This is a genomic window from Sinomonas mesophila (genome assembly GCF_001999765.1).
In the GTDB taxonomy this organism is placed as follows: Bacteria; Actinomycetota; Actinomycetes; order Actinomycetales; family Micrococcaceae; genus Sinomonas; species Sinomonas mesophila.
On record NZ_KV908324.1, the window covers coordinates 48366 to 69638 of the forward strand.

Below are 21273 nucleotides of genomic sequence, written 5' to 3' on the forward strand. Positions count from 1 at the left end.
CTTCTCCACCCGCGGGCCGGACCTTGCGGTCCACCCTGCATCCGAGTCCTACCCGGACGCGCCCTGATGAAAAGACACTAGCGCGCCCCACGCCCTGCGAACCCGAGCGAATCGGCTTGGAACAAAACAGTTACACCGGGTTTCCGGATGGTGGACAGAGCGTGTCAGTCTTCCGCTGTGCCCTGGTCGGGGACCCCTGCACGGGCGTCGCGGGCGGCCCGGCGGAGCTTGCGGTCCGAGACAGGGCGTTCCCCCACCGACGCCGGGGTCCACGCGTTGAGATCCTCGTCGCTGAACTCCGCCTTGGCCCGCTTCTTGCGCACGAGCGGCTCGACGCCCTCGGCGAGGCGCCGCGTGACGAGGAGGAAGCCCGTGTGCCCGACCATGCGGTGCTCGGGCCGCACGGCGAGACCCTCGAGGTGCCAGCCGCGCACCATCGACTCCCACGCGTCGGGCTCGGTGAAGCGGCCGTCGGCGCGGATGGCCTCCGCGGTGCGGGAGAGCTGGGTCGCGGTCGCGACGTAGTTGATCCACACGCCCCCCGGGGTGAGCACGGTCGCGACCGCGTCGAGGCATTCCCAGGGGGCGAGCATGTCCAGGACCACGCGGTCCACGCTGCCCGGCTCCTCGGCCTTGACCACCTCGTCCTGGAAGTCCCCGAGCGAGATGCGCCATGCGGGGTGGGGCCCGCCGAAGATGGTCTCGACGTTGCCGCGCGCGATGTCCGCGAACTCCTGGCGCCGCTCGAACGAGTGGAGGTACCCGCCGTCGCCCACGGCACGCAGGAGGGAGATCGAGAGCGCGCCCGAGCCGACGCCTGCCTCGACGACGCGCGCGCCGGGGAAGATGTCGGCCATCGTCACGATCTGGCCCGCATCCTTGGGGTAGACGACGGCGGCTCCGCGCGGCATCGACAGGACGAAGTCCGACAGGAGCGGGCGCAGGGCCTGGTACTGGTGCCCCGCGGTGTTCGTCACGACCGAGCCGTCCGGGCGGCCGATGATCTCGCTGTGGTTCAGAAAGCCCTTGTGGGTGTGGAACGCGCCCCCCTCGGAGAGGGTGACCGTGTTCATGCGGCCCCGCTCGTCGGTCAGCTGCACGCGCTCGCCGACACGGAAGGGGCCGCGGCGGAGGGCCGCCCCGACGGGGCCCTCCGCCGCGACGGGCTGGGTGCTGTGGATCATGGTGTCCTCTCTGCGGTCCGCCGGGCGCACCGGCGGAAGGTTCTGGGGAAGGCTAGCGCGCCTGGCGCCCGGAGATCGCGGCCACGACGTCGCGCTGGCTCAGGAGCCCGACGACGCGCCCGCCCGCGTCCACGACGGCGTACTCCGTGCCCGCCAGCTGGGCGAGGTACTGGACGAGCTCCTGCCCGCCCGCCGTGTCGGGCACGTACGCACCGGGGGCGAGGGCATAGCCGACGGCCGTCACCGGCGTCGTGCCGCGCGCGGCGGGCGGCACCCGGTCTACGGCCGAGGGGTCGACGACGCCCTGCGGCTTGCCATCGGGTGCGCAGAGGACGACGGCGACGCCGCCCTGGGCTCCCGCGGCCACGGCCTGCTCGACCGTCGCGTAGTTGGGGATGCCGACGGCGGGGACCGCGAGCCTGCCCGCCACGACGCCCGGGAGCCGCGTGCGGAAGCCGGCGTGCCGGATCGCGGCCGAGGCCCCCTGCCAGAGGAACACCGCGACGAGGAGCGTGACCATGGCGAACGGCAGGTCGACCGGCGAGCCCTGGGCGGCGGGGATGACGACGCCGAAGAGGACGAGGCACACGACGATGCCGCGCCCGGTCCAGCCCGCGGCGATCGTGCCCTTCTCCTGCGAGCCGGTGGCCTTCCACACGGCGCTCTCGACGATGCGCCCGCCGTCGAGCGGCAGGCCGGGCAGCACGTTGAACACGGCGATGAGGAAGTTGGCCCACATGAAGATGTTCACGAGGATGTCCGCGACCCCCGTCAGGTGGACGGTGGTCACGACGAGCCACCCGACGGCCGCGAGGACGAAGTTGGCCGCTGGCCCCGCGAGGGCGACGACGACGGAGCGGCCGGGCGAGGCGGTGTACGACTCGAATTGGGTGTGCCCGCCCCACAGGTTCAGGACGATCTTCTGGCTCGGCCAGCCGAACGCGCGCGCCGTGAGCGCGTGCGCGAGCTCGTGGACGAGGACGGAGGCAAGCAGGAGCACGGCGTAGGCGAACGCCACGAAGTAGGCCCCGATCCCGAGGCCCGGCTGACGGGCCTGGAGGGTCGGGCCGTACACGAGCACCGTGAAGCCCGCGATGAGAAACCAGGAGTAGGCGAGGATGACGGGCACGCCTGCGATCCGGCCAAGGCGGATGCCTTCGCGGCGCCCGCCCTCCGCCCCGGGCTCCACGCTCACGCCGAACCCCCGACCGCCGAGCCCCCGACCGCGGAGACCGCGGCACCGCGACGCAGGGCCGCGGCGAGTTCCTGTGGGCCGCGCCCCTCGAGCGTCTCCCAATGCTCGACGCCGAGGTGCACGGGGACCGCGAGGGCGTTGGGCACGACGACGGTGGCCAACCCGGCGGCGACGGCGGAGGTCGCGCCGGGGGTGGAGTCCTCGACGGCGACGCATTCCTCGGGATCGAGCCCCCCGAGCTGGTCGGCGAGCAGCTCGAGGCCCCGCAGGTAGGGCTCAGGGTGAGGCTTGCCATGGACCACGGAGTCGCCCGTGATGACGGCGGCGAACGCCCCGTCGGGCAGGTGCGCAAGGATGCGCCGCACCATGGGCGCCTCGGACATCGTCACGAGCGCGCACGCGACGCCCTCGGCACGGAGGGCGTCGAGCATCTCGCGCGCCCCCGGCCGCCACGGCACGGCGCTCCCGAGCTGCTCGATGACGCGGGCCGTGAGGGTGTCGATGATCTCTCGGGCCTCCATGCGCACGCCGGCTTCCTGGAGGATCCCCGCGGACGTGCCGAGGGCCTGCCCGACGAGGCGCATGGCCTGGTCATGCGTCCACTGGCCGCCGAAGCGCTCGACGAGCTCGTGCTCCGCGGTGATCCAATACGGCTCGGTGTCGACGAGCGTCCCGTCCATGTCCCACAGGACGGCGCGCAGCGGGGCAAGCCCGCCGGAGGCAGGACCAGAGGCTGGGGTTTCGGCGGGGAGGCGCATATGCACCAGTCTACGGTGGGCAAGGGGCCGTCCCCGGACGCCGGGATCCCGCCACGTGCCGTTTTGCCCTCTGGGCGAAACAGGCGCTGAACCGGACCGATGGCCATGCAACGCGGCGTGCGGCGTCTTAGTCTGGACCGATGGACGACTTCGACGCCGACGCCCCGGCACCGCACCCGGGCCTGTTCCCCCCGCCGCCCGAGGGCGAGCGGGTCACCGTGATGCTCGCGGCGTTCGAGGGCTGGAACGACGCCGGCGAGGCCGCGAGCGACGCGCTGCGGTTCCTCCGCCGCCAGTTCGATGCCCAGAAGGTCGGCATGATCGACTCGGACGACTACTACGACTTCCAGTTCACCCGGCCCACGGTCCGGCGCGCGGGCTCGGGGCGCCGCCGCATCAAGTGGCCGACCACCAAGGTCTCCACGGCGCGCCTCGAGGGGCACCCGGTGGACCTCGTGCTCGTCCAGGGCACGGAGCCCTCCTACCGCTGGCGCGCGTTCACGGACGAGCTCATCGAATACGTCGAGGACCTCGAGGTGGACTACCTCGTCGTCATCGGCGCGCTGCTCGCGGACGTCCCGCACTCGCGCCCCATCCCCGTGTCGGCCACGAGCGAGAGCGAAGAGCTGCGCGAGCGGCTTGCGCTCGAGTCGAGCCAGTACGAGGGACCCACGGGGATCGTCGGGGTGTTCGCCGACGCCGCCGACCACCACGGCACCCCGACCGTCTCGCTCTGGGCCGCCGTCCCGCACTACGTGGCGCAGGCGCCGTCGCCCAAGGCACAGCTTGCGCTGCTGCACCGCATCGAGGAGCTCCTGCAGGTTCCCCTCGAGACGAACGACCTCGCGGAGGACGCCGAGGCGTGGGAACGCGGCGTCAACGAGCTCGCGACGGAGGACCCGGAGATCGCCGCGTACATCCACCAGCTCGAGGAGGCCAAGGACACGGCGGACCTCCCCGAGGCCACGGGCGAGTCGATCGCCCGCGAGTTCGAGCGCTACCTCAAGCGCCGCGGCAAGGACTCCCCCGGCGCGGGCGGCTGAGGGAGCGGGGCATTCCCCTTGGCGCGGCGGCCCAGTCCCGAGGTCGCTAGCGCAGCGCGACGCCGAGCAGGGCGTCGACCGCGTCGGCGGCCAACGCGCCGTCATGCGCGCTCTCCCCGCGCCCCGCTGCCGCGTCCTCGGCCCACTTGTCCACGGCGGCGAGGGCGCGCGGCGCGTCGAGGTCGTCCGCGAGGGCGGTGCGCAGCTCGGACAGGAGCGGCTCGGCCGACCCGGGGACCGCGCGGGCGAGCGCCTCGCGCCACCGGGCGAGCCGGGCGGCCGAGCCGTCCAGGAGCTCCTGCGTCCACTCCCAGTCGGAGCGGTAGTGGTTGGCCAGGATGGCGAGGCGGATCGCCGCCGGCTCGACGCCCGCGGCGCGCAGCTTCGAGACGATCACGAGGTTCCCGCGGGACTTGCTCATCTTCTCCCCGTCGAGGCCCACCATGCCCGTGTGGGCGAAGTGCCTCGCCAGCGGCGTGTGGTCCATGCTCCAGGCGTGCCCGGCACCCATCTCGTGGTGCGGGAAGGCGAGGTCCGAGCCTCCGCCCTGGACGGTGAAGGGCGCGGGCAGGAAGCGGCGGGCGATGACGGTGCACTCGATGTGCCAGCCGGGGCGGCCGGGTCCGAGGGTCCCGCCGTCCCAGTGGGGCTCGCCGAGGCGCGCCTCGCGCCACAGGATCGGGTCGAGCGGGCTGTGCTTGCCCGGCCTGTCGGGGTCGCCGCCACGGTCGCCGAAGACCTCGATCATCTCCGCCACGGTCAGGTGGGAGACGTGGCCCAGGCGCCACGCATCGTCGGAGTCTGCGCGGCGGGTCGCCTCGGTCACGTCGTAGTAGACGTCGCCGTCGGGCTCGCCCTCGGAGCCGCCCAGAGTGTAGGCGAGGCCGTCGGCGAGGAGCTTCTCGACCTCGGGGACGATCCAGGGGATCGACTCGACGGCGCCGATGTAGTGGTCGGGTGCCAGGACCCGCAGGGCCTCCATGTCCGTCTGGAAGAGCGCGATCTGCCCATGGGCGAGCGTGCGCCAGTCGACGCCGGTCGCGTCCGCGCGCTCGAGCAGCGGATCGTCGACGTCGGTCGTGTTCTGCACGTACGTGACGGTGCTGCCGGCGTCGCGCCACAGGCGGTTGAGCAGGTCGAAGGCGACGTAGGTGGAGGCGTGCCCGAGGTGCGTCGCGTCATACGGCGTGATGCCGCACACGTAGAGCGACCGCTCTGCGGCGGCGGGAATCTCGACCATGTCCCGCAGGCGGGAGTCGTAGAGCCGGACGGAGCCGCTGGCTCCGGGCAACTGCGGGACGGGGGTCTGCCTCCAGGTCTTCACCCCACAAGACTAGTGGCCCGCGGAGATGACCCCGAATCCGAGAAGCACGTACAGGAGTGCGCCGAGGCCGATCCGGTACCAGACGAACAGACGGTACGAGCGCGAGGAGATGTAGCGCATGAACCAGCCGATGATGATGAAGCCGACGACGAACGCGATCGCCGTCGCCAGCGCTGTCTCGGCGGGCCCGTACGGGCCCGTGCCGAAGCCGTCCCGCAGGCTCTTGGCAAGCTGGAAGAGGCCGGAGCCGAACACGGCGGGGATCGCGAGGAGGAACGAGTACCTCGCCGCGGCCTCGCGCGTGTAGCCCATGAAGAGACCCGCGGTGATGGTCCCGCCTGAGCGGGAGACCCCGGGGATGAGGGCGAGTGCCTGGGCGAAGCCGTAGAGGATTCCGTGGCGGGTGCCGAGCCCGTCGAGGGTCCGCACGTGCCGGCCGAGGGCGTCGGCGATGGCGAGGATGATTCCGAACACGATGAGGGTCGTGGCCGTGATCCAGAGGCTCCTCAGGACCGTCTCGATCTGGTCCTGGAAGAGCAGGCCGAGCACGATGATCGGCAGGCTCCCGATGATCACGAGCCAGCCCATCCGCGCGTCGTGGTCATTGCGCGGGATCCGGCCCGTGAGCGAGCCGAACCACGCGCCGACGATGCGCACGATGTCACGCCAGAAGTAGATGATGACGGCGGTCTCGGTGCCGAGCTGGGTGATCGCCGTGAAGGCCGCGCCCGGGTCCTGTGCGTTGGGCAGGAACTCCCCGACGATGCGCAGGTGGGCACTCGAGGAGATGGGCAGGAACTCCGTCAGGCCCTGAATGAGCCCGAGGAAGGCGGCTTCGAGGAAATTCACGCTCGCCACTCTAGTGGGCGAACCCCCGGGGCCCTTTCAGGAGCGACGAGCCGCACCCTGGCTGGCCGCGCCGTCGACCGCCTCGTCCTCGTCCGTCTCCTCGTCGTCTGCGTCCTCGTCCTCCTCGTCCTCGGAGTCCACGAGGTCGATCGGGAGATCCTCGCCATAGGCGTCGTAGAGCGCGTCCGCGTAGGACTCGAAGGCATCGGCGACGGCGAAGAACGCGGCCTCGACGGCCGGGTCCTCGTCGGAGCGCCGAGAGGCAGCGGCGATGAGGTGCTCTTCGAGTGCGGCTGTCAGCGAACCGAGGGCCACGCGCGGATCAATGCTCATGGGGGCCACGGTAGTCTGAAACAGTGGGGCCTGCCTAGGGAGCCACGGCGGCTCGCGAAGGGCGTCCCTGCCGCCGCCCCGCGGCGCCAGCGTCACGCAGCACGAGGAAGCGAGGGCCATGAAGGAGCGGATCCTCACCACCGCCCCGGTCGACGGAGGCAACGCCACGCGCCAGTACGAGTACCTGGTGCTCTCGGTCGGCCCCAAGGACTCGCTCGCGGACGCGCGGCAGCGCGTGCGCGAGCACTCGGAGTATGGGCGCTGGGAGCTTGAGCGCTCCCGGCTGTACATGGGCGGCGGGCGCCAGTACTGGCTGCGGCGCAAGGTCATGCTCGTCTCCCGGACCGCGTAGCCCGGACCTGCCGGGCCTCAGCCCTCGAGCGGCCCGAGGAGGGCGTTCGCGACCGTGGTGTGCGCGGACTCGGGGTCCGAGGGGTGGTACAGGCCCGCGAGGACGTCCCGGTAGAGGCGCTCGAGCTCGGTCCCGCGAAAGTACGCTCCTCCCCCACCCACCCGCATCGCGGTGCCGACGACCGCCACGGCCGTCTCGGCGACCCGGTGCTTGAGCCCGCTCAGCGCCCGGAACCAGGCCTGCCCGCGGTCCACGAGGCCGTCGAGGTCCCCGGCGACGCGCTCGAGCTGCGGCAGCACGGCGTCGACCGCCATCGCCGCCTCGGCGAGCTGCCAGCGGATGTCCGGATCCTGCGAGTAGGGCCGCCCCCCGCTGCGGTGGGAGCGCCTGCGGTGCGCGGCCTCGACGGCCAGCTCGAGCGCCCGCTCGGCGATGCCCGTGTAGACGGCGGCCAGGAGCGTCTCGAAGACGGCGAAGATGCCGAAGACGAGCAGGTCCGGGCTCGGGCCGACCGGGAGCGTGCGCACGATCCGCTCGGCGGGGACATGCGCGCCCTCGAGGATCGTCGTGCGGGACTGGCTCGCGCGCATGCCGAGCGTGTCCCAGTCGTCGAGGTGCCGCCAGCCCGGCTCGTCCCGTCGGAGGAATCCCCACACGAGCCGCGGCTCATCCCCGGAGGAGTCCTTGCCGAACGTTCCGAGGCGGGTCCAGACCGGGGCGAGCGAGGTGAAGACCTTGGTGCCGGTGAAGCGGTAGCCGCCGTCGCCGTCGGGCGCCGCGTCGGTGACCGAGTCGAAGAGGACCGCGTCGTTGCCGGCCTCGGAGACGCCGAACGCGAACACCTCGCCCGCGGCGGCCTCCTCGAGGACGGCGCCGAGTGCGGCGTCGCCGCGGTCCGCGAGCACCTTCGCGGCGCCGGTCCAGACGAGATGCATGTTGACCGCGAGGGCGGTGGCCGGCGCGGCCGCGGCGAGCCGCCGCTGGAGGCTCACGACGTCGGACAGGCCGGCTCCCAGCCCGCCCGCGGACACGGGGACGAACGCCTTGAGGTAGCCGGCCTCGGCGAGGGCGCCGAAGTCCTCGTGCGGGAACTCGTTGCCTTCGTCGTAGCCGGCGGCGCGCGAGCGGATCCCGGCCAGGAGCTCCTCGGTCAGGACGGCGTCAGGATCCACGGGCACGAGGCGGCGCCTCAGTAGCTGGTGAGGAGGCGGCGCAGCACGCGGGCGCCGAAGCGGAGCGACTCGGCGGGGACGCGCTCGTCGACGCCGTGGAACATGCCGGCGAAGTCGAGCTCGGCGGGCAGCTGGAGCGGGGCGAAGCCATAGCCGGTGATGCCAAGCCGGTTCAGGGACTTGTTGTCCGTGCCGCCCGAGAGCGTGTAGGGCAGCACCGTCGCGCCGGGGTCCTCGGCGTCGAGCGCTGCGACCATCGCGTCCACCAGAGAGCCGGCGAACGGGGTCTCGAGCGAGACGTCGCGGTGCACGTAGCTGAACTGCACGCCGTCGCCCGCGAGCTCCCTGAGCTTGGCGAGGACGAGCTCGTCCTGGCCGGGCAGGGTGCGCACGTCCACGCGGGCCTCGGCGGCGCCGGGGATGACGTTCTCCTTGTACCCTGCCCGGAGCATGGTCGGGTTGGACGTGTTCTGCAGCGTCGCGCCGACGAACCGGGCCAGGGTGCCGAGCTCCTTGAGCAGGATGTCCGGGTTGACCGGATCGAACTCGACGCCGGTCAGCTCGGTCACGCCGTCGAGGAAGCGCCGCGTCGTGTCGGTGAGCTCGATGGGCCACTCATGCGAGCCGATGTTCGCGACCGCGCGGGCCAGAGTCGTCACCGCATTGTCCGGATTGGTCTGGGAGCCGTGCCCGGCCCGGCCCGTCGCGGTGAGGCGCAGCCACTGGAGGCCCTTCTCAGCGGTCTGGAGGAGGTACGCGCGCTTGCCCCCGATCTCGGCGGAGAAGCCGCCCACCTCGCTGATGGCCTCCGTCGCCCCCTCGAACAGCTCGGGGCGGTTGTCCACGGCCCAGCGCGCGCCGTAGGCGCCGCCGGCCTCCTCGTCGGCGAACATCGCGACGACGAGGTCCCGGCGCGGGCGGGTTCCCGTGCGCTGCATCTCCCGGACGACGGAGAGGATCATGGCGTCCATGTCCTTCATGTCCACGGCACCGCGCCCCCAGATGAGCCCGTCGCGCAGCTCGGCGGCGAACGGGTCCACGCTCCAGTCCTCCTTCTGGGCGGGCACGACGTCGAGGTGCCCGTGGACGACGAGCGCGCCCGCGCTGGGATCCGTGCCCTGGATGCGCGCGACGACGGAGGCGCGGCCGGGCGCGGACTCGAAGATCTCGGGGACGAGGCCGACCTCGGCCAGGAGGCCCGCCGTGTACTCGGCGGCCGCGCGCTCGCCGGGCCCCGTGCCGTCGCCGTAGTTCGAGGTGTCGAAGCGGATCAGGTCCCGGCAGATGCCGACGACCTCATCCTCGGCGGGAACGTGGCTCGCGGCGGGGCTGACGGACATGGATCCTCCTCTAGGCTCGGCTCCCCCCAGCCTAGTCCTGCCTACCCCCCGGGGCGCCGCGCGATTTCTGCTTCGGCGCCGGATCGTGTAGAGTCTTACTCGCTGCCCGGGAGGGAAACACACGGTTGTTGATGCTCCGGGAGGCCGCCTGCGCGGGTGGCGGAATGGCAGACGCGCTAGCTTGAGGTGCTAGTGCCCGAATAGGGCGTGGGGGTTCAAGTCCCCCTCCGCGCACCACGGGAAGCCCCGGTCTTCGGATCGGGGCTTCCGTGCTTTCAGCTGTCCCCGCCGCGTGGCGACTCCGCCCGGGCGCCCGACAACGCGAGCAGGGTCCCCCAGAAGACCATGGCGACGCCCCAGAGGTAATGCGGCATGGCCCCGGCGCGGTCCGGGAAGGCAAGGACAGCCACACCGACGTAGGCCGCTGAGAGGCTCAGGCTCACCCGCAGGAGCGGCCGTGCAGGAGGCCAGACGCACATGAGGAGAGCGCAGACCGGCAGGATGAGGCCAAGCGCAGCCTGGAACGGCCAGTGGTCCATCCCCAGCGTGTTCACTGCCCTGGCGTCGTCGTCAGCAACGAGACGCGACTTCTCCAGGGCGTCGAGGGCAAAGCCGAGCCACAGCGGGAGTCCCAGGAGGGCGAGAGCACCAAGGGGCCAGTCCAGCGAAGTGGTCCTGGGAAAGGGTTCTGAAACGGCCTTGGTCAGCCAGGTGAGGAGCGCCGCCGTCCCGGCGACACCGAGCCCGACCCACACTGGTCGTGCATCCTGGCCCAGCGCTGCGCTGATGCCGAGGGCGACAGCGGCAACACCGAGCTGCACGATGGCCGGCCACGGGCTGCCCGGTCGACGAGCGATGGAGGCGTAGGCCGCCGCGATGACAAAGGTGAACAGGCTTCCCCAGCTCGCATCGAGCGGAACCTGCCACTCGTAGGCGGGATCGGTCCAGCCGGGCAGCGTCGCGAGATCCACGATCCCGAAGAAGACGATGGCACTCGTGGCGGCGAACAGCCATGCGAGCAGCCGGGCCGCCCGAGAGGGCTTTGCGGCGCGCTGCGCCTCGGCCGGCATGCGAGCCATGCGGAAAGGCTACCTATGCGCACTCCCGGGGTCGATGGACACCAGCACCGCCGGGGATGGTGTATTGTTCTATATCGCCGCCGAGGAGGAAAAGCGTGCTGATCCTCGTCCGATGGCCGCCTGCGCGGGTGGCGGAATGGCAGACGCGCTAGCTTGAGGTGCTAGTGCCCGAATAGGGCGTGGGGGTTCAAGTCCCCCTCCGCGCACAATCCCAGAAGGCCCGGGAATCCACGGATTCCCGGGCCTTCTGCGTTCTCTGGGGGCCTCGTGCGTTGCCCGGGCCTACTGACATCCCCGGGGCGCCCGCGTCTCAGGCCAGCGACAGCGTGTAGGAGACGACGAAACCCGCCGCGGTGCTGAGGGCGACGGCGGGGCCACCGTGCTCATACGCCTCCGGCATGAGTGTGTCCGCGAGGGAGGCGATCACAGCCCCGGCCGCGAAGGCGAGCGGCAGGGAGATGGTCTCGGGCCCGGACGTGGACAGGGGTCCCGCGCCGAGGACGACGGCGGCGACCAGCAGCACCCCGCAGGCCGCCCAGAGCCAGATGATCGCCGGAGAGGACATGCGCTCCTTCATCGACGCGGCCCCTACGAGCGCCTCGGGAAGGTTCGAGACGAAGATCGCGGCAAGGAGCGCGAGGCCGCCCGTGCCCTCCCCGAGCGAGACGCCGAGCGCGACGTTCTCTGGCACGCCGTCGAGCGTCACGGCGGCCAGCAGGGCCAGACCCGCCGCGCCACGCGTGGACGATGGCGACGCCGGGAGCAGCTCCGCGGCGGCGTTGGTGTCGAGCTTTGCGCTGCCCCGGAATTCGTCCGCCGGGACGCCAGTGCCCGGCTGCGCCCACCGGTCCAAGAGCGCACTCAGGGTCGTGAACACGATGGCGCCGACGAAGGGCCCGATAGCCGCCCGCCAGATGCCGCCGCGCTCATGGGAGTCCTGGAAGAGCTCGAAGGCCAGAGCTGTGATGAGTGCGCCGGCAGCGAAGGACAGGAGGATGGCGAGGAGGCGCTTGGGCAGCTCGAACCGGACACCGATGAGCGCCCCGATGATCAGGGCACTGGAGGCCACGGCGCCGAACAGCAGCGAGGTCCACATGCGGCCCAGTATTGCCCGGGGACAGGCCGGCCGGAAGGCGAAACTTCCGTCAGGCCACGGTCTGGAACACGTACTCGCCCCCGTCGAAGTCGACCCGGTGATACAGGATCTCTCTCGTCCCAGGCAGCGGGGGTGCGGTGGAGCGATACGTCTCTCCAGTCGGCGTCCTCACCTCGACCGTGTGCCGCGTCGCGGGGACCGTCGCCTCCGACCATCCCGGGGCTTCCTTGGTCTGGTTGCACCGCTCGCACAGCCCTTGACCGTTGCCCTCGGCAGTCGGCCCTCTCCGGGCGGCCGGGACGACGTGGTCGAATTGGCGCAGGGGCGCATCGCACCATGGGTTGCGGCAGGTGCGGTCACGGGCGGCGATGAGTCGCTTGAGCCCCTCGGGGAAGATCCGAGCCCGGGATTCCATCGCAACAAGCGTTCCGGTAGAGGGCGCTGCATAAAGGCGTCGCAAAGAGGCTTCCTGCTCAGACCCGGCGACGAGGTCCCGCGCGACCTGCGCCGGGATCACGCCGTAGCCGGGCAGCTCTGCCGGCTCGGACGAACCGCTGAGAAGTGCAGCGTCCGTCATGAGGAGCTGCACCTCGAGGCGCACGTCTGACGCCTTCGCCTGGCCCGTCAGCCGCTCCACGAGCGTGTCGGCCATGATCTGGTCGCGGGTCCTCGCGCTTGCGCCTGCCGCGCCGACAGCGCCGGGCGACCGCCCGGCGTCGTCCGCGGGGCCCGCAGAACGGAGACCGTCCGCGTGCTCAACGAGCGCCTTATGGGCCGCGATGGCATGCGCCGCCGGCAGGAGGCACGTCAGGTAGGCCATGGAATCCGGAGCGGGGCGGACGCTCACGCGCCGTTCGCTGACCGCCCGGCGGGCCCGGTTGGCCGCCGCGGCGGGATCGAGCCGCTGGGCGGTCTTCTTCGCCTCCGCCGCGAGCTGCCGGTCTCCCACGCCCTCGCGGGCATAGACGGGCACGAGCGCCTCATCGACCCGCACGCGGTCCTCGACACTCAGGCAGGCCGTCTCGCGCACGACCAGGGTGGCCCGCCACTCGTTGATCCGCCCGCCGGCGAGCGCGTTGAGGGTATGGGGCATCTCCTTCACCAGGGCCTGGGCGAGTCCGAGCAGCTGCCCGCCCTTGGCCGGCGACTCCTGCCTCGCCAGGGCAATGCGTGCAGCGACATCCAACGACGGGTCTGGCTGCCGGCCCACGTTCTCCTCGGCGCCGCTCAGGGCAGCGTCGGCGGCACGCCGCACTCCCACGAGGAGGGCGAGGCGGACGGAATCCATCGCCTGGCGCGCCGAGGCTGCGGCCTTGAGCCGTTCGGCGGCTGCTATGCGCTCGATGAGCTCATCCTCATCAAGAGCGTCGGGACCAGCGGCGCCTCCGACAGCATCGTGAGGCTCGAGATGATCGGCGAGGGCGAGCGCCCACGCATCGATCCTGGCCGACGTGACTCCTGGTTCCGGCCCGAGGGCTTCACGCCAGCCCGAAGCGCGGGCCGCAATGGCGGCCATGACGTGCTCGAGCGGCGAGGAGTCCGCGTCCCCCTCGCCGCCTCCGAGGCACTCGCCAGCCGGCCGTTCGAACATATCTTCGATTTTACCGCGCCTTCGGTTGATCTCCTAGCCTGTGGAGGACAAGTGGAGCTAGTGCTTCCGTGGTCCCGGCCGAAGGGACACCGCCGCCCATTCCCCACGTGAACGACGCCGCCCCGCTCGAAACGGCCTACTGGCCGTAGCCCCACTCCGCAAACCGCGCAGTGATCGCGGCCCTCCTCGGCTTCCGGTCCGCGACGACGTGGCCCGATAGCTCGACCACCGCCGCCCCACTTGGCCGGAGACCACGAATCCGCACCTGCTGGAGAACCGGCAGAAGGCCGTGAGGACAACCATGACACAACGTCCGGGGCACTATCATCGCCCCGGACCGGATCCCAGGCCCGCAGTGCCACCTCGGCACCGGCCATTCAAGTTACCATGGCCACAGCCAGCCGATGCTCATAACAATTCCCAGAAGAATAATAAAAATGCATCCGAATAGGATTGCGCTTATGCGCGCCAAACGTCCGAGCATCGCCGACCAATGACGTGCGACGGGAATTGGTTGCATAAATTCCACTGCAAATTTTTCATATCTCTTCTGAAGATGATGAGCGCACTTCCGGCAATAACAAGGAATGCGATAGGGATCCACCTCATTGGTTGACCCGAGAGATGAGCCCGATGCCACTGAAGGTTATTCCGGCGATGATCCATAAGACGGCCATTCCCCGAAGGATCGCCCGGTTTCGTCGCCTAGATTTTTCTGGGTCCCGAGGAGGGCGAAAGACAAAGCTGGGGGGATTCTTACTATCAGGCTTGCAGTTGCCAGCACAAGGAGCCCTCCTGCTAGTACCGCGAGGCCAAAAAGCGTAGCCGGAGCCATGAGAATCACCCGATCGCCAGGTCGATCAGGGCGACCGGCCCCAGGCACGCGGCGACAACCGCCGTCAAGGCAACACTGGCTGCCTTCCACACACGACGAAGAGTCAGCTTCACGGTTCCCCCAATGAACAGCCCAAGGGACGGAGCCTATGGTCAATGTCCAAGGGGAACCAGAGATCGCGAAACGGACGCCATTGGGCAGATCAGGTGACTACTTGGATCAGCGGAATCGTGTACCCGATTTCAGAAGGATTTCGCGTTCCCTCTTGCCGCCGCCCGTGAAGACGTGCTGACGAAGGAGCGCACCGGATGCGGCTGGGCTGACGACTCTCAGGGACCTGCTACGTGAACCCAAGGCCTCAACGGGCTCAGTGCGGGTCGGTGTACCCACAGTTTCGGGCAGGGAACCCCTCCGGAATTGCCGAACCCACGGGAAGCTGGCGTGGACCGCACATCTGATCGTCCGTGACGAATCTGAACTTGGTTAGCTTAGCCGCGCGACGCTCCCCACGAAGTGCCGCCGCCCCGCCGTCGCGTTCCAGCCCACGAAATCGCTCCGCTCCCACGCCCCGTCGGCGTCCACCGCGTCCGCGATGTTGACGGAGACCATGGCAGGCAGGAACACCGGCGCCTCGAAGGACACGTCCCACACGAAGGAGTCGCCCTTCTGCGCCCCGACCTCCGCGAGCGCGCGGGAGGCGGTGTACATGCCGTGCGCGATCGAGCGCTTGAGGCCGAGCGCCCTCGCCGAGAGCACCGAGAGGTGGATCGGATTGAAGTCGCCCGACACGCCTGCGTACTCGCGCCCGATGTCCACCCCGAGGCGCCACAGGGCCGTCGGCAGGGGCGGTCGGAACTCCTCGCGCTGCGCGCCGGCGCCGTTGGCCCCGGGTTTGTCGATCCCCGGCAGGAACGCGCCCTTGGCCAGGTACGACGAGACGCCGCGCCACACGGGCCCCCCTCCCCCGGCGATCTCCGCGACGACCTCGACCTGAGTCCCGGCGCGGTGCGCCGCGAGGTTCTCGGCCCACGCCGTGATGTCCAGCGCGTCGTCGTACGCGACCGGATCGCGATACTCGACCCGGTTCCGTAGGTGCACCATCCCCAGCAGCGGCAGCGGGAAGTCCTCGCGCGCCATGACGCTCATCGCCACGGGGAAGGCGAGCGCGTGCAGGTACCCGGCCGGCACGACGTCGCGCGCGGGCTCCCCGAGCAGGTGCTGGTAGGCGGTGAGCCTGGCCAGGTCGGGACGCACGACGGCGACGTGGTGCCTCGCGTCGGGCAGCCGCCGCCCGCCGTCGCGCCTCGAGATGAGCAGGCGGGCGGCCTCGGCGGCGGCCGTGACGTAGAGCTTGGACAGGGACGGCAGTTCGGGGAGCTCGACTGTCTCTTCCCGCATCACTGCCCCATCCAGTATTGGCCGCATACCCGCAGCACGTTCCCGGAGATCCCGCCCGCGGCGTCGGAGGCGAGGAACGCGATCGCCTCGGCGACGTCTACGGGCTGGCCGCCCTGCTGGAGCGAGTTGATCCGCCGCCCCACCTCCCGCATCGCGAACGGGATCCGCGCCGTCATGTCCGTCTCGATGAACCCGGGGGCGACGGCGTTCACGGTCCCGCCCGTCGCGGCGAGCCGCGCAGCCGTCGAGCGCACCATGCCCATGACGCCGGCCTTGGACGCTGCGTAGTTGGTCTGCCCGCGGTTGCCCGCGATCCCCGAGGTCGAGGCGACCGAGACGATCCGGGCGCCGTCGCGGAACCGGTCCGAGGCCAGGAGCGCCTCGTTGATCCGCAGCTGCGCCGCGATGTTCACGGCGATGACCGCATCCCACCGGGCCGCGTCCATGTTGGCCAGGAGCTTGTCCCGCGTGATGCCGGCGTTGTGCACCACGATGTCGAGCCCTCCGTGCCGATGGAGGGCGTGGTCGAGGATCCGCTCCCCCGCATCGGGGGTGGTGATGTCCAGCTGGAGCGCGGTCCCGCGGACGTCGTTCGCGACCTTCGCGAGGGCGTCGCCGGCGGCCGGAACGTCTACGGCGACGACCTTGGCCCCGTCGCGGGCGAGCGTGCGCGCGATCTCGGCGCCGATGCCGCGGGCCGCCCCGGTCACGACGGCCACCTTCCCGGCGAGGGGCCTCTCCGGGTCGGCGGGCACCTCCCCCTTGGCCGTGCCGACCGTGAGGAACTGACCGTCGACGAAGGCGGAGCGGCCCGAGAGCAGGAAGCGCAGCGCCCCGAGGGCGCTCGGCGCATCGGCGGGCACGCCCTCCGCAAGGAGGATCCCGTTGCCGGTCGCGCCGCTGCGCAGCTCCCGGGCCAGCGAGCGCAGCGCCCCCTCGACGCTGCTACGGGCGGCGGCGACGGCGGGCTCGTCCGCCGTCGAGGACCGGCGGGAGAGCGTCACGACCCGCCCGCCCGGGGCCAGCGAGCGCAGCGCCGCCCCGGCGGCGAGGAAGGGGGCCGAGAGGCCCTCGGGGGCGCCGATGCCGTCGAGGGCGAGGACGATCGCCCCGAGCCGCTCGCGTCGTTCCGGCGGGCCGGACGACGACGGTGCCTTCCCGCCGTCGTGCGCTGCGGTCTGCGCGGCGCTCGGGACTGCCCTTCCGGTGCCCGCGTCCCGCCGCACTTCGACGTCCCAGCCCTTGAGGGCGGTCTCGACCGCGTCGGCGCCTTCCCCCGTCCCGACGAGCAGGACGGGTCCGGGCACGAGCGGGGCATCGGGGACGTGCCGGCGCAGCTCCACGGGCTGCGGGAGGCCGAGCCGCTTGGCGAGGTCGCGGCCCCAGCCGCGGGAGACGAACTGCGTGTACTTGTCCGCTGCCATGGTCCCGCCTCAGCGTCCCTCGAGGACCGCGACGACGCCCATGCCGCCCGCGGCGCACACGGAGACGAGCCCGCGCGCCGGCCGGCCGAGGTCGCCGGCCCGGGTGCGCTCGTGGAGCTGCTTCGCGAGCGTCGCCGCGATGCGCCCGCCGGTCGCGGCGAAGGGGTGGCCCGCGGCGAGCGAGGAGCCGTTGACGTTGAGCTTGGCCCTGTCCACCTTGCCGAACGCGCCGTCGAGGCCGAGGCGCTCGCGGCAGAAGTCCTCGTCCTCCCAGGCCGCGAGCGCAGCGAGGACGGTGCCCGCGAAGGCCTCGTGGATCTCGAAGTAGTCGAAATCCTCAAGCGTGAGTCCGAGCCGCGCGAGCATGCGCGGCACGGCGAACACGGGCGCCATGAGCAGACCGTCCTTGCCGTGGACGAAGTCCACCGCGGCGGCCTCGCCATCCACGATCTCGGCGAGGACGGGCAGGTCGCGCTCGGCCGCCCAGTCCTCGGAGGCGAGGAGGACGGCGGAGGCGCCGTCGGTGAGCGGCGTGGAGTTGCCCGCCGTCATGGACGCCTCGGCGCCGAGGTGCCTGCCGAAGACGGGCTTGAGCGAGGCCATCCTCTCGGGCGTCGTGTCGGGACGGAGGTTCTGGTCCCTCGTGAGGCCGCGGTACGGGGTCAGGAGGTCATCGAAGAAGCCGCGCTCGTAGGCGGCGGCGAGGTTGCGGTGCGAGGCGAGGGCGAGCTCGTCCTGGGCCTCCCGCGTGATGCCCCACTGCTTGGTGGTCAGCGCCTGGTGCTCGCCCATGGACAGGCCGGTGCGCGGCTCCGCGGTGCCGGGCGCGACGGGCGTGAGGTCCTTGGGGCGGATGCGGGACAACGCCTTGAGCTTCTGCTGGACGGTCTTCGCGCGGGAGAGCTCGAGGACGGCGCGGCGCAGGCCCTCGCTCACGACGATCGGCGCGTCCGAGGTCGTGTCGACGCCGCCGGCGATGGCCGAGTCGATCCGGCCGAGCTTGATCTTGTCAGAGAGCGAGAGGACCGTCTCGAGGCCGGTCGCGCAGGCCTGCTGGACGTCGTAGGCGGGCGTCTCGGGGCTCAGCGCGGAACCCAGCACCGCCTCGCGGGTGAGGTTGAAGTCCCGCGAGTGCTTGAGCACGGCGCCGGCGGCGACCTCGCCGATCCGCTCGTCGGCGAGGCCGAAGCGGGCCACGAGCCCGTCGAGCGCGGCCGTGAGCATGTCCAGGTTCGATGTCTCGGTATAGGCGCCGTTGGCGCGGGCGAACGGGATGCGGTTGCCGCCGACGACGACTGCCTTGCGCACGGGCGCGGGCTGGGTGATGGGCATGGCGCTCCTCCGGGGGTCCAATGGCCTGAATTACCGATACCAAGCGTACCTGATACGCTGGGTATCGTGAACTACCCCACACCAGCGGACGACGGGGCCAAAGACGACGGCGCCGCGCCGGCTTCCACTCTCGGGCCGCCTGCCGACGGGCGCGCCACCCGGTGGGCGAGCCACCGCGAGGAGCGGCGCTCCGAGCTCATCCGCGCCGCACGCCGCGCTGTCCACCGCCTCGGGCCTGACGTTCCCATGGAGGACATCGCCTCCGCGGCGAGCACCTCGAAGTCGGTCTTCTACCGGTACTTCCGGGACAAGGCCGGCCTCGCGGCGGCCATGGGCGAGCTCGTCCTGGCCCAGATGCAGGAGCGCATCGCGGAGGCCGCCGCGGCCGCCCCGTCCCCGTACGACGGGCTGCGCTCGATGGTCCACGCGTACCTGGCCATGGCGGCGCGCTCGCCGAACGTGTACGAGTTCGTCACGCGTGGCCCGGGGGGCGCGGCGGCGGATCCGGCCGGCGGGAGCGTGGCCGGGGCTGCGTTCGGGTCCTTCTTCGATGCCGTCGGGGCCATGATCGAGTCCCCCATGCGGCGGCACCTCGACCCCGGTTCGCAGGCCACGCTCGACTACTGGCCCTGCGCGGCCATCGGCCTCGTACGCTCCGCCGGCGAGCGCTGGCTCACCACGCCCCCCTCGCCCGACAAGCCATCCCTCGACGACATGGCCAGCCTCATCGCCGACTGGCTCTACGGCGGCATCGCCGCCCAGGCGGGCCTCGCCGTCGTCCGCGCCCCGCTTCCCGCAGCTAAGGAGCACCCATGACCCCGATCGCCCCCGAAAGCACCGCCGTCGCGGACACCGCCGTCGAAGCTCCCGACACCACCGAGGTCCCCGCCGTCGCGGAGAGCACCGCCGCCGAGATCCCAGACGTCGCGGACACCGCCGAGTCGCCATCGGTGGACGTGGCTGCGCTCGGCGAGCTGCTGCTCGGCCGCTGGGCCGAGACCCGCCGGACGGCCCGCGAGCTCGCCGGGCATCCCGAGCTGCACAAGGTCGAGGGCATGACGCACACGGAGCACCGCGAGCGCGTGCGCGGCCAGCTCAAGTACCTCGTGGACCACCGGGCGGTCCAGCGCGCCTTCCCCCGCGAGCTCGGCGGCGAGGACGACCACGGAGCCAACATCGCGGGCTTCGAGGAGCTCGTCACAGCGGACCCCTCGCTGCAGATCAAGGCCGGGGTGCAGTGGGGCCTGTTCGGCTCGGCCGTCCTGCACCTCGGCACCGAGGAGCACCACCGCCGCTGGCTGCCCGGGATCATGGAGCTCGCGGTCCCCGGGTGCTTCGCCATGACCGAGACCGGGCATGGCTCCGACGTCGCGAGCATTGGCACGACGGCCACCTACGATCCGGATGCGCGCGAGTTCGTCCTCCACACGCCGTTCCGCGCCGCGTGGAAGGACTACATCGGCAATGCAGCGAAGGACGGCGTGGCCGCCGTCGTGTTCGCCCAGCTCATCACGCGCGGCATGGGCCATGGCGTCCACGCGTTCTACGTCCCGCTGCGGGACCCGGAGACGCACGAGTTCCTGCCGGGAGTGGGCGGCGAGGACGACGGCGTGAAGGGCGGGCTCAACGGGATCGACAACGGGCGCCTCCACTTCGACCACGTCCTGGTCCCCCGCACCAACCTGCTCAACCGGTACGGCGGCGTCGCCGAGGACGGCACCTACTCCTCGCCCATCGCGAGCCCAGGGCGCCGGTTCTTCACGATGCTGGGGACGCTCGTCCAGGGCCGCGTCTCGCTCGACGGCGCCGCGGTCGCCGCCTCGAAGGTCGGCCTCGCCGCAGCCCTGGGCTACGCGACCGAGCGGCGCCAGTTCAACGCCTCGTCGGACGAGAACGAGGAGGTGCTCCTGGACTATCAGCGCCACCAACGGCGGCTCCTGCCGCTCCTTGCGGGGACCTATGCGATGTCCTTCGCCCATGAGCAGCTCCTCGCCAAGCTGGACGAGGTGTTCTCCGGCGCACAGGCCGCGGACGAGGACCGGCAGGACCTCGAGACGCTCGCCGCCGCGCTCAAGCCGCTCTCGACCTGGCACGCGCTCGATACGCTCCAGGAGTGCCGCGAGGCCTGCGGCGGCGCGGGGTTCCTCATCGAGAACCGCTTCGCATCGCTCCGCGCGGACCTCGACGTGTACGTGACGTTCGAGGGGGACAACAATGTCCTGCTCCAGCTCGTGGCCAAACGCCTCCTGAACGACTACGCGAAGGAGTTCCGCGGCCTCAGCGTCGGCGCGCTCGCGAAGTTCGCCCTTGGCCAGGCCCGCGGCATGGCCTATCGGACAGGGCTCGGCACGGTCGCCCAGTTCATCGCCGACTCGGGCCGGGCCCAGCGCTCCGCGCTTGCCCTGCGCGACCCCGACACGCAGCGCCTGCTGCTGGCCGACCGCGTCCAGACCATGGTCGCGCAGGCAGCCCAGTCCCTCCACGGCGCCGACCGCCTGCCCAGGGCCGAGGCCGCGGCGCGGTTCAACGCGCACCAGGACGAGCTCATCGAGGCCGCACGGGCCCATGGCGAGCTGCTCCAGTGGGAGGCCTTCACCGAGGCCCTCGACACTGTCGAGGACGCCGGAACCCGGCAGGTTCTCACGTGGCTGAGGGACCTCTTCGGGCTGACCCTCGTCGAGAAGCACCTCGCGTGGTACCTCATGAACGGCCGGCTCAGCATGCAGCGCGGGCGGACCGTGGGCGAGTACATCAACCGCCTGCTCGTGAAGCTCCGCCCGCACGCGAGGGACCTGGTCGACGCCTTCGGCTACGGTCCGGAGCACATCCGGGTCGCGATCGCGAGCGGCGCCGAGGCCGAGCGGCAGGCCGAGGCGGCCGAGCACTACCACGCCCTGCGGGACTCGGGCCAGGCTCCCGTGCCCGAGAAGCGGCTCCCGGACCGGGCCTAGCACGGCCGTGCCGGATG

18 protein-coding genes and 2 tRNA genes are annotated in these 21273 nt (G+C 71.5%); 6 read left to right on the forward strand and 14 right to left on the reverse strand.

Annotation, left to right across the window (positions count from 1 at the left end):
* Positions 1-164: 164 nt before the first annotated feature.
* Genes BV907_RS04060 through BV907_RS04070 form a run of 3 tightly spaced genes read right to left on the reverse strand, consistent with a single transcriptional unit; the run spans position 165 to position 3137 of the window.
* On the reverse strand, positions 165-1184 hold the full coding sequence (locus BV907_RS04060; protein ID WP_077488461.1) for a tRNA (adenine-N1)-methyltransferase: 1020 nt from the start codon (positions 1182-1184) through the stop codon (positions 165-167).
* A gap of 52 nt (positions 1185-1236) precedes the next feature.
* Positions 1237-2379 carry a site-2 protease family protein gene (locus tag BV907_RS04065; protein WP_077488462.1) on the reverse strand — a complete coding sequence of 381 codons (1143 nt, stop codon included), beginning with the start codon at positions 2377-2379 and terminating at the stop codon, positions 1237-1239.
* Entirely contained in the window at positions 2376-3137 is a 762-nt protein-coding gene (locus BV907_RS04070) for an HAD family hydrolase (protein ID WP_077488463.1), read from the reverse strand. Before BV907_RS04070 ends, BV907_RS04065 begins: the two co-directional genes overlap by 4 nt.
* Before the next feature lie 140 nt (positions 3138-3277).
* On the opposite strand from BV907_RS04070, the gene BV907_RS04075 reads away from it, so the two are divergent.
* Positions 3278-4180 carry a PAC2 family protein gene (locus BV907_RS04075; RefSeq protein WP_077488464.1) on the forward strand — a complete coding sequence of 301 codons (903 nt, stop codon included), beginning with the start codon at positions 3278-3280 and terminating at the stop codon, positions 4178-4180.
* 46 nt (positions 4181-4226) lie between these two features.
* Here BV907_RS04075 and mshC read toward each other — a convergent pair whose 3' ends face one another.
* From mshC to BV907_RS04090, 3 genes are read right to left on the reverse strand one after another with little or no spacing between them, the layout of a single operon-like run.
* Positions 4227-5504, reverse strand: coding sequence for a cysteine--1-D-myo-inosityl 2-amino-2-deoxy-alpha-D-glucopyranoside ligase (mshC, locus tag BV907_RS04080; RefSeq protein ID WP_077488465.1), 1278 nt, complete (start codon positions 5502-5504; stop codon positions 4227-4229).
* 9 nt (positions 5505-5513) lie between these two features.
* Positions 5514-6353 (reverse strand): undecaprenyl-diphosphate phosphatase, encoded by an 840-nt coding sequence (locus BV907_RS04085; RefSeq protein WP_077488651.1) that lies wholly within the window; start codon positions 6351-6353, stop codon positions 5514-5516.
* 36 nt (positions 6354-6389) lie between these two features.
* Positions 6390-6686 (reverse strand): hypothetical protein, encoded by a 297-nt coding sequence (locus BV907_RS04090; RefSeq protein ID WP_077488466.1) that lies wholly within the window; start codon positions 6684-6686, stop codon positions 6390-6392.
* Between the two features lie 118 nt (positions 6687-6804).
* Between BV907_RS04090 and BV907_RS04095 the strand changes: the two genes are divergently transcribed.
* The gene (locus tag BV907_RS04095) at positions 6805-7038 is read left to right on the forward strand and encodes a DUF5703 family protein (protein ID WP_077488467.1); all 234 of its coding nucleotides are present in this window, start codon (positions 6805-6807) and stop codon (positions 7036-7038) included.
* A gap of 17 nt (positions 7039-7055) precedes the next feature.
* Here BV907_RS04095 and BV907_RS04100 read toward each other — a convergent pair whose 3' ends face one another.
* Both BV907_RS04100 and BV907_RS04105 read right to left on the reverse strand, forming a co-directional pair.
* A complete protein-coding gene (locus tag BV907_RS04100) occupies positions 7056-8210 on the reverse strand; it encodes an acyl-CoA dehydrogenase family protein (protein ID WP_077488652.1) in 1155 nt (384 codons plus the stop codon).
* A 17-nt stretch (positions 8211-8227) separates the two neighbouring features.
* Positions 8228-9550, reverse strand: coding sequence for a M20/M25/M40 family metallo-hydrolase (locus BV907_RS04105; RefSeq protein ID WP_077488468.1), 1323 nt, complete (start codon positions 9548-9550; stop codon positions 8228-8230).
* 150 nt (positions 9551-9700) lie between these two features.
* Between BV907_RS04105 and BV907_RS04110 the strand changes: the two genes are divergently transcribed.
* Positions 9701-9787: transfer RNA gene (locus BV907_RS04110), tRNA-Leu, on the forward strand.
* 38 nt (positions 9788-9825) lie between these two features.
* Here BV907_RS04110 and BV907_RS04115 read toward each other — a convergent pair.
* Positions 9826-10629 carry a hypothetical protein gene (locus BV907_RS04115; RefSeq protein WP_139346597.1) on the reverse strand — a complete coding sequence of 268 codons (804 nt, stop codon included), beginning with the start codon at positions 10627-10629 and terminating at the stop codon, positions 9826-9828.
* A gap of 122 nt (positions 10630-10751) precedes the next feature.
* Here BV907_RS04115 and BV907_RS04120 point away from each other — a divergent pair.
* A tRNA-Leu gene (locus BV907_RS04120) sits at positions 10752-10835 on the forward strand.
* Positions 10836-10939: 104 nt separating this feature from the next.
* On the opposite strand, the gene BV907_RS04125 is transcribed toward BV907_RS04120, so the two are convergent.
* From BV907_RS04125 to BV907_RS04145, 5 genes are all read right to left on the reverse strand, one after another.
* The gene (locus tag BV907_RS04125; RefSeq protein ID WP_077488470.1) at positions 10940-11725 is read right to left on the reverse strand and encodes a ZIP family metal transporter; all 786 of its coding nucleotides are present in this window, start codon (positions 11723-11725) and stop codon (positions 10940-10942) included.
* Positions 11726-11774: 49 nt separating this feature from the next.
* A complete protein-coding gene (locus BV907_RS04130) occupies positions 11775-13316 on the reverse strand; it encodes an HNH endonuclease (RefSeq protein ID WP_245827791.1) in 1542 nt (513 codons plus the stop codon).
* A gap of 1318 nt (positions 13317-14634) precedes the next feature.
* Entirely contained in the window at positions 14635-15552 is a 918-nt protein-coding gene (locus BV907_RS04135; protein WP_139346598.1) for a MaoC family dehydratase, read from the reverse strand.
* The gene (locus BV907_RS04140) at positions 15549-16973 is read right to left on the reverse strand and encodes a 3-oxoacyl-ACP reductase (protein WP_077488471.1); all 1425 of its coding nucleotides are present in this window, start codon (positions 16971-16973) and stop codon (positions 15549-15551) included. The genes BV907_RS04135 and BV907_RS04140 overlap by 4 nt, the downstream gene beginning before the upstream one ends.
* Positions 16974-16982: 9 nt before the next feature.
* The gene (locus BV907_RS04145) at positions 16983-18305 is read right to left on the reverse strand and encodes an acetyl-CoA C-acetyltransferase (protein WP_077488472.1); all 1323 of its coding nucleotides are present in this window, start codon (positions 18303-18305) and stop codon (positions 16983-16985) included.
* A 66-nt stretch (positions 18306-18371) separates the two neighbouring features.
* Here BV907_RS04145 and BV907_RS04150 point away from each other — a divergent pair, with 66 nt between their 5' ends.
* Together BV907_RS04150 and BV907_RS04155 are read left to right on the forward strand one after the other, a co-directional pair.
* On the forward strand, positions 18372-19121 hold the full coding sequence (locus tag BV907_RS04150; protein WP_077488473.1) for a TetR/AcrR family transcriptional regulator: 750 nt from the start codon (positions 18372-18374) through the stop codon (positions 19119-19121).
* Entirely contained in the window at positions 19118-21256 is a 2139-nt protein-coding gene (locus tag BV907_RS04155) for an acyl-CoA dehydrogenase family protein (RefSeq protein ID WP_077488474.1), read from the forward strand. The genes BV907_RS04150 and BV907_RS04155 overlap by 4 nt, the downstream gene beginning before the upstream one ends.
* Positions 21257-21273 lie beyond the last annotated feature (17 nt).